This is a genomic window from Methylophilus aquaticus (genome assembly GCF_030769565.1).
In the GTDB taxonomy this organism is placed as follows: domain Bacteria; phylum Pseudomonadota; class Gammaproteobacteria; order Burkholderiales; family Methylophilaceae; genus Methylophilus; species Methylophilus aquaticus.
Genome location: NZ_JAVCAP010000002.1, coordinates 79,223 through 91,496, shown reverse-complemented (window position 1 = coordinate 91,496; position 12,274 = coordinate 79,223). Strand labels below are relative to the sequence as shown.

General features: G+C 51.1%; 12 protein-coding genes. 3 read left to right on the top strand and 9 right to left on the bottom strand.

The features are described 5' to 3' along the window. Positions 1–39 precede the first annotated feature (39 nt). Positions 40–588: a nucleotide exchange factor GrpE gene (gene grpE / locus Q9291_RS02250; protein WP_306388365.1), complete on the bottom strand. Its 549-nt coding sequence runs from the start codon at positions 586–588 to the stop codon at positions 40–42. Between the two features lie 346 nt (positions 589–934). Then, positions 935–1,882 carry a lipopolysaccharide heptosyltransferase I gene (gene waaC / locus Q9291_RS02245; RefSeq protein WP_306388487.1) on the bottom strand — a complete coding sequence of 316 codons (948 nt, stop codon included), beginning with the start codon at positions 1,880–1,882 and terminating at the stop codon, positions 935–937. 164 nt (positions 1,883–2,046) lie between these two features. Between waaC and Q9291_RS02240 the strand changes: the two genes are divergently transcribed. Both Q9291_RS02240 and Q9291_RS02235 read left to right on the top strand, forming a co-directional pair. Beyond that, positions 2,047–3,140, top strand: a protein-coding gene (locus Q9291_RS02240) for an IS3 family transposase (protein ID WP_370530723.1) whose coding sequence is annotated in 2 segments (ribosomal slippage) — positions 2,047–2,302 and positions 2,302–3,140 — 1,095 coding nt in all. Because the reading frame shifts where the segments join, the coding sequence is not laid out codon by codon here. A 145-nt stretch (positions 3,141–3,285) separates the two neighbouring features. After that, positions 3,286–4,494, top strand: coding sequence for a glycosyltransferase family 4 protein (locus tag Q9291_RS02235; RefSeq protein ID WP_306388362.1), 1,209 nt, complete (start codon positions 3,286–3,288; stop codon positions 4,492–4,494). 83 nt (positions 4,495–4,577) lie between these two features. Here the strand turns inward: Q9291_RS02235 and Q9291_RS02230 are convergent, their stop codons facing one another. Genes Q9291_RS02230 through bioB form a run of 6 tightly spaced genes read right to left on the bottom strand, consistent with a single transcriptional unit; the run spans position 4,578 to position 10,175 of the window. Next, on the bottom strand, positions 4,578–5,639 hold the full coding sequence (locus tag Q9291_RS02230; RefSeq protein WP_306388361.1) for a rhomboid family intramembrane serine protease: 1,062 nt from the start codon (positions 5,637–5,639) through the stop codon (positions 4,578–4,580). Beyond that, entirely contained in the window at positions 5,640–6,287 is a 648-nt protein-coding gene (gene bioD / locus Q9291_RS02225) for a dethiobiotin synthase (protein WP_306388360.1), read from the bottom strand. A gap of 6 nt (positions 6,288–6,293) precedes the next feature. Beyond that, positions 6,294–7,169 carry a malonyl-ACP O-methyltransferase BioC gene (gene bioC / locus Q9291_RS02220; protein ID WP_306388359.1) on the bottom strand — a complete coding sequence of 292 codons (876 nt, stop codon included), beginning with the start codon at positions 7,167–7,169 and terminating at the stop codon, positions 6,294–6,296. Further along, positions 7,169–7,960, bottom strand: coding sequence for a pimeloyl-ACP methyl ester esterase BioH (gene bioH / locus Q9291_RS02215; RefSeq protein ID WP_306388358.1), 792 nt, complete (start codon positions 7,958–7,960; stop codon positions 7,169–7,171). The genes bioC and bioH overlap by 1 nt, the downstream gene beginning before the upstream one ends. Beyond that, positions 7,957–9,132 carry an 8-amino-7-oxononanoate synthase gene (gene bioF, locus Q9291_RS02210; protein ID WP_306388357.1) on the bottom strand — a complete coding sequence of 392 codons (1,176 nt, stop codon included), beginning with the start codon at positions 9,130–9,132 and terminating at the stop codon, positions 7,957–7,959. The genes bioH and bioF overlap by 4 nt, the downstream gene beginning before the upstream one ends. An 11-nt stretch (positions 9,133–9,143) precedes the next feature. After that, positions 9,144–10,175: a biotin synthase BioB gene (bioB, locus tag Q9291_RS02205; RefSeq protein WP_306388356.1), complete on the bottom strand. Its 1,032-nt coding sequence runs from the start codon at positions 10,173–10,175 to the stop codon at positions 9,144–9,146. A 348-nt stretch (positions 10,176–10,523) separates the two neighbouring features. Here bioB and Q9291_RS02200 point away from each other — a divergent pair, with 348 nt between their 5' ends. Then, positions 10,524–11,006, top strand: coding sequence for a ComF family protein (locus Q9291_RS02200; RefSeq protein ID WP_306388355.1), 483 nt, complete (start codon positions 10,524–10,526; stop codon positions 11,004–11,006). A 23-nt stretch (positions 11,007–11,029) separates the two neighbouring features. Here the strand turns inward: Q9291_RS02200 and Q9291_RS02195 are convergent, their stop codons facing one another. After that, positions 11,030–12,247 carry a tetratricopeptide repeat protein gene (locus Q9291_RS02195; protein ID WP_306388354.1) on the bottom strand — a complete coding sequence of 406 codons (1,218 nt, stop codon included), beginning with the start codon at positions 12,245–12,247 and terminating at the stop codon, positions 11,030–11,032. Positions 12,248–12,274: the final 27 nt, after the last annotated feature.

Here is a 12,274-nt window from a genome sequence, read left to right as displayed (position 1 = left end):
TGCCTGAGCAGATTTCAAGTCCCTGATCTTAATATGGGTTTATTGGGCTTGAATCACGGTTACCAGTGCCGGACGCAATACACGCTCATTCAAGGCGTACCCTTTTTGCAATACACTTAAGACCGTATTGGGTTCACCTTCAGCAGGCACCATACTGATCGCCTGATGTTTGTTTGGATCAAACTTCTCGCCAACAGGATTGATTTCAGCAATATTGAATTTTTCAAACACGCTGAGCAATTGTTTTGAGGTCAGTTCGACACCACTTTTATAGCTGTTTACATCGGCACTCTCTACCACCAGTGCCGCATCCAGACTATCCTTGACTGCCAGCAACTCGCCGCTGAATTTCTCCAGCGCAAACTTGCGCGCTTTATCGATATCATCCATGGCGCGGCGGCGGATGTTCTCCCCCTCGGCCTTCACATACAGGACTTGTGCTTTGGCTTCTTCCAGCGCGGCCTCCAGTTCGGCTATGCGTGCTTCGTTTGCACCAACACCAGTGGCTTCTGTACCATCATTCACTTTACCGTCGTTCACTGCGGTCTCGTTTGCTGTCACCTCGGAAGGTGTATTTGGTTCTTGCATGGGGCTCCCCTTTAATTCAACACTGTTCTACCTGAGAAGGTTTAATAAAAAATTTCATCTCAATATTTCACAATGTTGGGGATATCCCTGTTTATTTCAAGGGTAACACTTGATTAACTATGGATTTTTATTTAACGACAGGGGCAACTCGACTGGAAATCTTTAGAAGGCACCTCTAATCATTCAAATTCCGTTGCGATACTTCGTTACGCATAAAAAATTTCTCCTTACATATCCTCTATATGCGGCATCTAAATTTTTTAATCGCGCCAAGGCTTGCTGGGCAACATGAATGAGTAGAGGCGCCCTAAAGTCACTTTTTAAACGCTAGCATCGGCGGTGCAACTCAAATTGCGCGGAGTTGTGTCAGCACCGTGGTGACCGCAGGCACCTGCCCTTTGCCACCAATATTGACTGCAACTGCAACACGACCACCTGCCACCCCGGTAAATGCGGGATCAGTATCCGTATAAATCGCCACCACTGGCACATCCAATGCAGCAGCCAGATGAGAGAGGCCGGTGTCCACGCCTACGGCAAAACAGACTTGCGGGATTTCATTGGCCAGTTGTTGCAATGATAGTTTAGGTAACACAACAGCATGCGGCACCTGAACAGCGATACGATGCGCCCTGACCTGTTCACTGGCACTAGCCCATGGCAACCACATCTGCAGACCTTGTGCCGCATAGTGCTGACCAAGCGCAACCCAATGGTTTTCTGGCCATAACTTGCTGTCACGGCTGGTGGCGTGAAACGCGAGAAAGGCAGTTCTTTTAGAGCACTCATGTTGTTTGGAAAGACCATAATTCGGGCGATCCTGCGGCACTGCATACCCTAGCGCCATGGCGGCAAGCGTGCGCATCCTTGTTACGGCATGCTGATGATAGGCAATTGGGTAAGCATGCTGATAACAGCGACTAGCCAGAGGTTCACGGATAGACCGTGCGTCATAGCCATGGCGCGGACCACGCGCCCAACAAGCCATGACTGCACTTTTGAGCAATCCTTGCAAATCAAGCACCGCGTCATAGGACTGGGCAGAGACAGCTTGCCTCACTGTAGCAATTTCACGCCAGGTCTGGCAGCGCCACCAGTGTTTGCGCCAGCGCCTTACCGCTACTGTAAACACTTGTTTAACCTGCGGATGCAAACGCGGAATATCTGCAAAACTCTCCTCAACCAGCCAGTCAATCTGCGCATCGGGAAAATATTGCAGGATATCCTCAACAACAGGCAGCGCATGGATGACATCCCCCATAGAGGTGGTTTTAACCAGAAGAATACGTTTCATGGGCGCTATTTTCGCATACAAAACCTGCTTGTCACCGGCTTCTTTGCGTTCTTCTGCGCGCTCGGAGTGGATAAACATATTGGAAAAGTTTGCGGTCACTGACCTGCTCCCCGTTTGCCCTACCAATTAAAAGTTAGTAAAGTCCACTCAATGGAGTGGATGTAATGAAGAAGAGCAGATTTACCGAAGAGCAAATTATTGGTTTTTTGAAGGAAGCAGAAGCTGGCGCACCAGTGACTGACATTTGTCGTCGAGGTGGCTTCAGTGATGCTACGTTCTATAAGTGGCGTGCCAAGTTTGGCGGCATGGAGGCGACTGAGGCGCAACGGCTCAGAGCACTTGAGCGAGAGAACTCGGAGCTTAAGAAATTGCTGGCAGAAGCACATCTGGATATGGCAGCACTCAAGGTTGCTTTTGGGGTAAAGCGCTAACCCCACAAGCGAAACGTGACGGCATACAGCGCATTCTGGATGCTCAGATGCTGTCAGAACGGCGTGCTTGTCGTTTAGTGGGGTTATCCAGATCCAGCTGGCGTGAAACGCCACAGGATTCGCATCAAACAGCTGAGTTACGTGAGCGTATCAAGGTAATTGCTCATCAGCGTCGCCGCTTTGGTTATCGACGTATTCACGACCTACTGCGATTCCAAGGCGTTACAGTCAATCACAAGCGTATTTATCGCTTGTATACAGAGCAAAAACTCAGGGTTAAGCGCCGTAAGAAAGCAAAGCGTCCTGTCACTGAACGTGCTGAATTGCTGGTGCCTGATGCCCCTAATCAGGTATGGAGTATTGACTTTGTCATGGACAGTCTGGCCAATGGCAGAAAGCTTAAATGTCTAACAATTGCAGATGACAAGACACATGAGTGTGTTGATATTGCAGTAGACCACGGCATTGGCGGACTGTACGTGACCAGAGTATTGGAACAGGCGGCCAGGTTCAGAGGATTTCCCAAAGCGATTAGAACAGATGGTGGACCGGAATTCACCAGTCGGGCATTCATGGCTTGGATGCATACCCATGGGATTGAGCATTTATTGATTCAGCCAGGTAAACCCACGCAGAATGCCTACATTGAATCGTTCAATGGTAAATTCCGTGATGAGTGTTTAAACGAGCAATGGTTTGAGACACTCGCACAAGCGAGAAAGACAATTGCGCTGTGGCGACAGGACTACAATGAAGTTCGACCTCACAGTAGTTGTGGCAGGATTCCGCCAGCAATTTACGCCCAGAAATTAAGGCATGCAAAATGATTTTTAACGGACTTTGCTAACTTAAAAATGGTATGGTTTTTGGGGGCAGGTCATCACCTCCCTACAAAGTGCTCAACAACTGTGGAGACAGCCCAAACCATCTGACGACAAAGCCTCTTCGCAACTTAGATGCAAACAGACTACAATGCGCATTTATTTTAAGCTTTCATTCAAGATCCATTTATCAAGTAGACGCAAGGTGCCAGCTTTGAAATTCGCATTCCTTATTTTTAAATACTTTCCTTTCGGCGGCATGCAGCGTGATATGTTGCGTACGGCGCAACATTTGGTAAAACAGGGGCACCAAGTAGAGATATTTACCATGCGCTGGCAAGGTGACTCTCCTGTTGACATAGCGGTACATGTCATGCCGCAAACAGGATGGCTCAACTATCAGCGCTATCAAAAATTCATTCATGCTGCTTTTGAGCATATCACCCAAAACAATTTCGATTACATTTTTGGCTACAACCGCATGCAAGGATTGGATGCTCACTTTGCGGCCGATCCATGTTTTATTGAAAGAGCACATACACAGCGCAGCTTCTGGTATCGCCTTCTGCCGCGCTACCGCTGGTTTACTGCATGTGAGAAAGCTGTTTTCGATGCCAACTCTGCGACTGAAATTCTGGCTGTATCATTGACTGAAAAACCGCACTTCCAGCACTGGTATGCAACCCAAGATGGGCGCTTCCACTATATTCCACCATTCCTTTCTTCAGAGCGCTTGCAACTGCATGACAAGACCGAGATGCGAGCACATCTGCGCCAGTCATTTCATTTCGACGCGGAAGATTTCGTATTTCTGCTCACAGGTTCAGGGTTTCATATGAAAGGCTTGGACCGTGCCATCATAGCGCTTGCAGCCCTTCCTTATGAGCAACGACGCAACACACGCCTGATTGCGGTCGGACAAGATAATCCGCGCGACTTTGAACGGCTGTCCAAACAACTAGGGGTAACAGAGCATGTGGTAATCTCTAAAGGACGTCCAGATATTCCACAGTTGATGCAAGGTGCGGATGTTTGCATTCATCCAGCAAGGCGCGAAAACACTGGGCTGGTGATTCTGGAAGGAATGGCCAGCGATACGCCCATGTTGGTCACAGAGACCTGTGGATATGCGCATTACGTCCAAGAAGCCAACGCGGGCATTGTATGTAGCGCTCCGTATCAACAAGCTGATTTCAACGCGCTATTTGCAGAAATGCGTATGAGTAGTGCAAAAACCAGATCACAATGGGGACAAAACGGACACGCCAAAGCCATGACGTTGATGCAGGAAAATGATGGCAGTGCAGAAGCAAATATATTGATACGCCTAGCCCAGAGAAAGAAACTATCTAACACTTAATACATGAGCGATCTCACACCCAAGCGCTGTAAAATACCATCACGTATAAAATCAACGCATCCACAATCGCACATTACCCCACATCATGAGCCTGGCTTTTCAGGCATAAAAGGAATATTGCGCAACCGTTCTGCGGCAGCCTTGCTTGCCTCACTACGTTTTAGGGCATAGGCTTTGGCTTGTTCCAGCAAAGCGGCAGAAGGTAGTTTCGGGTCATCAGACAAAGAGGACAGCTTTTCAAAACTTTCTTCATAAGGGGTTGCCACCTGTGCGTCAATTTGCGAAGCCATGTCATCAAAGCTCACATTCCCTTCCTGGCCTTCGAGCACTATTCTTTGCCACTTACGCTGGGCCTGCTGATCAACCAAACTGAGTTTTTGTACTTGTTTTTGAATGGCAAGCTCCTGTTGCCATCGATATTTAGGGGTTGGTAAATGGGCCAGCATCCAAAAAGTTGCGATCACCCATGCCGCGCCTGCTATCCATTGCACCCAGTGCAATTCATGGCGTAACGCTTGATGCGACGTAACCGTCGCAGGAAGAAGCATTACGGCCACGACAATACCGGTAGCAAAGCCTCCAATATGCGCAGAGTTATCAATCCCGGGGACGATATACCCCATGGCAATTGTCAGTGCCGAGAACGCTAGTGCTCCCAAAAATAACCAGCGAAACTCAACTTGTTGCATCTGGTGCCTGGCAAACCAGACATACACCATCAGCGCACCATAAATACCAAAAACAGCCCCAGAAGCGCCGCCTGAAACCGCATCATTTCCTTGTATCACCAGCGAGAGCAAGTTGCCAACCACCCCACTGATCAAATAAATAACGAGAAAACGGTAGGCGCCAAACATACGTTCAACCAGTTTTCCACCATCCCACAAGGCCAGCATGTTCATGCCCAGATGCAATGCCCCAAAATGCAAAAACATAGCTGAGCCCAAACGCCACCACTGACCGTCTGCGGTGGCTGGCGCAAAATTCGCACCCCAAACAAGTTGTACTGTATTGGGAGAATGCCAAAAACCTGCCCCGCCCAGTAACATAAGCACAAACACCAGCATATTCAGGAAAATCAAGATGCGGGTGACCAACGGCACTGATGCATGTAATGCTATCCGGGTGAATAATGACTGTTCCATTTAGGCAAGCGATTCTTGAAAAGGCACTTCCAACAAGGGCGGTTGTTGCAAATAAGTGATCAGTGTCTGCAAGTTTTCTTGTGGCATAGACATCTGCGGATCGATGTAATTAGCCACCCAGCCGCATAAAGGAATTCCTCGTTGCTTGAGCATGTGAGCCGTGAGCAGTGCATGGTTAATACAGCCGAGGCGCATGCCTACCACCATCAGGGCAGGCATGCGCAAGCTCTGGATTAAATCAACCATTGTGTGTTGCGCGGGGCTCAGCGGAACCAGCAGCCCACCCGCACCTTCTACAATCACCACGTCCGCCAATGTTTTCAACTGCACGTAGGCATTTTGAATCACTTTAAACTCAATTTCGACCCCTGCTTGCGCAGCTGCAATATGCGGTGCAATATGCGGTGCAAAGCAATAAGGGTTGATGATCTCTGGTGGAGCGGCAACATTGGCGGCTGCAGTTAAATGCCTCACATCTTCATTTTGCCAAACACCGTCTATCCATTCGCAGCCGGAAGCCACTGGTTTCATCCCAATCACAGACAAGCCTTGTGCAACCAGCCTCTGCATTAAATGTACCGTCACCGTGGTTTTACCAACACCGGTATCCGTGCCTGTAACAAAAAAGTGACGTGGCAAATCGGTCATCTCTTCTTACACCGTAGAAGCTGACTTTCGTGGTACAAATTGTACTGAACTGCTGCCAGGGGCAGCGTAAGGCTGATTGCCCACCCAAGCATGCACAAATACAACCTCATAAGTGGCTGGCAGTTTGCCTTGCTGGCGAAAGACTTCATAGCCCTCTCGTAATTGTTGTAAAAAACCCTTGCCGAGCAGACCGCGTGCACGCCCGGCAGTCGCATTGTGCGCACCGATGGTCTTTAGGTCGCGCATCACTGACTCCACCGAGTCGTAAGTCAGCGTGTAATGCATGACATCAAGCACAGGCGCAGTAAATCCTGCGCGGGTCAGTGCATCACCGATATCATGCATATCAATAAAACGACTGACATGGGTGTGTTGTTGACCACCCGCAGCACGCAATTCCCTGAGCGTATCTGGTCCAAAAGTAGCAAACATCAATAATCCGTTAGGGCGCAATACACGGCGAAACTCTTGCAAGGCGGCATCCAGATCATTGCACCACTGCACCGCTAGGTTAGACCACACCATATCAACACTGGCAGTCGCCAGTGGCAATGCTTCAATATCTCCACACAGAAATTGTGGACGCGTTTGCCAGAAGCGATAACGTGGGAACAAGGTTTGAGCCCGCTCCAGCATGCCTTCAGCAATATCCAGCGCGACGCCATGCGCCCCTTTAAATTTTTGCAATAAAGCCTGCAAGCCATGGCCTGTGCCACATCCGGCATCCAGTATGCGATCAGGTTGTAACTTGACCACTTCCAAACGTGCCAGCATTTCCTCTCGCACCTGACGCTGCAAAATGGCAGCTGCATCATACGATTTGGATGCACGGTGAAATGATTGCCGCACACGTGCCTTGTCTATCCAGTATGCATCGTGCATTAACGGTCACCCGTGCGTAGCGGGGCATTTTCAGCCATAAACTCTTCTACGCTGTCACAAAACGCATCTGCATGCGAGAGAAAAGGTGCATGGGCGGCACCCGCCATGACGCGTAAACGCGCTCGATGCAAATGCATGACCAACCAGTGTGCAGCCCCCAGAGGGGCCAAAGTGTCTCGGTCACCATGTACAATCAGCGTCGGCTGAAGCACGCGAGCAACTTCTTCGCGCAAATCCGTTTGCAATAAGATCTGTAGTGCCTGATTCAGCGCATCCTGAGAGGGTGTGTGTTTAGCGGCAAATGCAGCACGTAGTTGCCGCACTGTACTACGGGTATCTTTGGCATGCATGCACTGTAGCGTTAGAAAGTTAAGCAGTGTCGCGTTAAAATCTTGGGCAAACCGCTCATTAAACTGCTCAAAATACTTGGCTGGAATGCCATGTGCCCAACCAGGTTTTGTCACAAAACAAGGATTGGTGCCAACCAGAATCAGCTTTTCAACGCGGTCTGGCTGGTTAAGGGCAATCTGCTGTGCCACCAGCCCCCCCATTGACCAGCCCATAATGGTAGAGACACCAGGAATGACTTCAGCAACGGCATCCGCCAAGCTATGCAAGTGATAAGGGTAAACTGGTTTGCTTTGACCCATGCCAGGCAAATCCACCAGATACAATCGATAATTTGCAGCCAAGCGTTTGGTAACACATTGCCAGACAGCGCTGTTCATGCCCCAACCATGCAGCAATACCAACGGCTGACCCTGACCCATGATTTCTACATAGCAATTCATTGCGCTATCCCGGCTGGCACTGCGGCTTCTGCCGCATGCAACACACTAACCAGTTTACGCACATCATCCATGCTATGCGCAGCAGAAAGTGAAATACGTAACCGTGAAGTGCCCACAGGCACCGTCGGTGGGCGAATGGCAGGCACCAGAATGCCCTGCGCCTGCAGATACTGACTCAGCGCCAGCGCTTCATGGTTATCACCGACTATCAGGGGTTGGATGGCTGTTTCAGACGGCCATAACTGCCAGCGTGTCAGTTTCAGCTCAGCCTTGAGCAAAGCAATCATGGCAAACAATTGCGCTCTACGCGCATCGCCATACTCAATTTCATGCAGTGAAGCAAGCAAGGCTGCTGACAGCGGCGGTGGCGCTGGTGTGGTATAGATATAACTGTTGGCCGATTGAATCAGGTAATCAATCACGATTCTTTCACCGGCAACAAAGGCCCCGGCCACACCCGCCGCTTTACCCAGCGTGCCCATCATGATCAGGCGCGGTGACTGCAAGTCCAGATGTTGCAAGGAACCACGTCCCTGTGGCCCCAACACGCCAAAACCATGGGCATCATCCACATACAGGTAGGCATCATAACGCTCGCACAAGGCCAGATAGGCAGCCAGCGGCGCGATGTCGCCATCCATGCTGAACACGGCATCCGCCGCAATCAGTTTATGGCGTGCGGTACTGGCTTGTAACAATTTTTCCAGTGCGACTACATCGTTATGTGGAAAGCGATGATGGCTGGCGCGCGATAAAAACGCCCCATCATTCAAACAGGCATGATTAAGCTTATCCGAAAACACCGCATCGTCACGGCCCATCAAGGCACTGATGACGCCAATATTCGCCATATACCCGGTTGAAAACAGCAGGGCCGCCGGCTTGCCTACAAAGGCCGCCAGCGCCTGCTCCAACTGGTCATGGTAACGGTGGTGACCGGTAATCAGATTAGAGGCACCGCTGCCCACACCTGCCTCAGCAGCCGCATGCTGCAAAGCACGCACCAGCGCAGGGTCATTGGCCAGCCCCAGGTAGTCATTGCTGCAAAAAGACAAAAATGGCTGGCCATTGGCAGTGATATGTTCAGCTTGTGGTGAATCCAGCAAGCGGCGCTGGCGCATCAGCCCCTGCGTTTGGCGCTTGTCGAGATCGGCCTGTAAATAATCCAGCATGATGGCTTGTCCTAGATCTTTTTTAATCCCAGCTTGGCAAACAAGGCATTATCCGCCTCGGCTTCCGGGTTGCCGGTGGTCAGCAACTTTTCACCGTAGAAGATACTGTTGGCACCTGCCAGAAAACACAAGGCCTGTATCGCGTCACCCATGCTTTGACGGCCAGCTGACAAGCGGACAAAACTCTGCGGCATGGTAATGCGCGCCGCTGCGATGGTACGCACAAACTCCAGCGGATCCAGTGCTTCAGTGCCATGCAGCGGCGTACCCTCGACTTGCGTTAGCAGGTTGATGGGAACGCTCTCGGGCGGCTGTTCCATATTGGCCAGTTGCGCCAGCAATCCGGCGCGCTGGGCACGGCTTTCGCCCATGCCGATAATGCCGCCGCAACAGACATTGATATCGACACTGCGCACGCGATCCAGTGTATCCAGCCTGTCCTGATAGGTACGGGTAGAAATCACATCGCCATAAAATTCCGGGGCGGTATCCAGATTGTGGTTGTAATAATCCAGACCAGCTTCTTTCAGTTGTTCGGCCTGACCATCCTTGAGCATCCCCAGAGTGGCACAGGTTTCAAGCCCCATGGCTTTCACTTCCGAAATCATTTTCAGCACCGGCTCCAGATCTCTTTGTTTAGGTCCACGCCAGGCCGCACCCATGCAAAAACGGCTGGCACCACTTTCCTTGGCAGCTTTGGCGGCGGCCAAAACCTCATCCAACTGCATCAAGGGCTCGTTTTCAACCTCGGTATGATAACGCGCCGCTTGCGGGCAGTAGCCACAGTCTTCCGAACATCCACCGGTTTTAATTGAGAGCAGGGTGCTGACCTGTACGGCATTCGGATCAAAGTACTCGCGATGTACGCTTTGCGCACGGTGCATCAAATCATTGAAAGGTAAGGCAAACAGTGCCATGATGTCCTCTACCTGCCAGCGCTCAACCGTCGCGTGGCAGCTTGCAGACGCCTTCAAGCCATCAACATTAATCACCGAAGTGTGGATTTCGTTGCCGGAGGCCTGTGTAGAATTGTGTTGTTCCATAATGGTTTCTATCAAGTGAAAATTGCGTAATCGACGGATGGCATTATAAGTTGTTTAAAAACTATCGTGAATAAATTTTACAACTGCTTATTTCTTAATCAATGCATGCACTTTAGTAGTTTGAAGCGGGTTTGGCAGGCGGCGCTGCCCTGTATGCTATGTGGCGGCCGGTCGTCCACACACACGCAGACAGCACATATATCAATATCACTGTGCCATGCCTGCCACGCTGACCTGCCCTGGTATCGATCCGCACGTTGTCCGCAATGCGCGCTCCCCACAGGCAACAATGCCTACTGCGGCATATGCCTGCAACATGCCCCGGCTTTTGACCATACACTTGCCAGCTTGCGTTATGCGTTTCCGCTCAATCGATTGTTGCATCAGTTTAAATACCAGCAAGATCTGGCAGCTGGGGCGCTGTTATCCGGATTATTGCTGCAGGCAACAGAGCCTCCAGCAGTCTTGCCGGACAGCATGATTGCGATGCCCATGCATGCGCATCGACTACAGCAACGTGGATTTAATCACGCACTGGAAATCGCCAAAGTCATTCAGTCAGAATGGAAGATCCCGCTGATCACTGATGGCTGCAGCAGACTGACAGACACCCCCACCCAAGCCAGGCTGGACCTGAAGACCCGTATCCTTAGTTTGCGCAGCGCGTTTGCGACGGAAAAAAACTGGCAGGGCAAACATGTATTGATTGTGGATGATGTGATGACCACCGGCGCCAGCATGCATGCCTTGGCGAAAACCATTAAACGTGCAGGCGCACGACAGGTGACCGCGCTGGTACTGGCGCGTACATTAAAAGAGGCGATTGATTAAGCAATCAAGGTTAATTGAGCGCGTTATTGCATTTCAGCACGACCGCCACTGAGCTGCCTGATCTGTTGAGTCACAAACTCTGACATGCGCTCACTGAGCGGCAAGTTCTGCGCCATTTGCAGTTGCTGCAAGGCCTGATTTGCCTGGCCTGCGGCGCGTAATGAGAGCGCATAGGCCACATACCATTGTGCGTGGCCAGGTTGCAAAGTAATTGCACGCTCAAAATAGGGCAATGCCTGCCCATGCTGGCCGCTTTGCTGGTTTGCCATCGCCAGCATCCAGTTCAATTCTGCATCTGGGGCAGCCTCTTGCAGCATGGGCTTGAGGGTTTCAAGCACAGCCTCAGGCTGACCATGTGACAACTGCCATTTGGCCAGGGATTTTCGCAAGCTACGTTGCTCCGGATAGCTTTTGAGGCCGACGCGCAATAAAGCAACGGCCTCGGCATCCTGTTTTGCTTCAAACAAATAGCTGGCAAGTAGCTGCCGCGCATCTTCAGACTGCGGATAGGCCGCCACGGCCTGCCGCAACAAAGCCAGCGCTTCACTGCTGCGCCCTTTCTGCTCTTGATCTACCGCCTGCTGAATCAGTACATTCACTTCCTGATCGGGCTTGACTTGTTTATTCACTGAACCTTTATCCACTTGACCGCCAGTTTGGCCGGTCACTTTGGACGCAACCATGGTGATGGCCTCGGGTTTGACGCCTTTAAGCACTGGTTCGCTAGCCGCTGGCACTTCGGCAGCATCCCCTGCGGATGAAACATCTTGTGTGTTCTGGGATATTTTTTTAGGCGAGAGCAACGCATCTGCCGTAGCGGTGGCAACCTTAGGCAACGTCTTCGCTAACGGCTGCGACTCGCTTTGCCAGTTGCCGGATAAGCTTCTGGCCAAACCGTCCCACAGATGGACGGACTGCGCGGGCGGATTGACAGCGCCTGCAGGCGCTGCCTGGGGAGATGCACCCTTCATATTGACGCCAGGCAACGCAGCGATTGGCGACGAGCGTTGCTCAGGAGCATTCCAGCGGATAAGCCACTGCAACCAGTCAGTACGGGTATGCACGATTAAATAGCCCATGCCTACCAGCAATAATAGCCAGAGCGAGTACTTCAACCAGTTTCGTCCCGTATCGGCTGCCGACACCTGCAACACAGGACGCACCTGTCCCGCCCAGCTTGCGTGCGCATCGCCCGCCTGGCGCTTTTCAACATCCTGTAGCACCTGATTAATTAAACTCACACCATCGCTCCGCAATAAAAGGCCCAC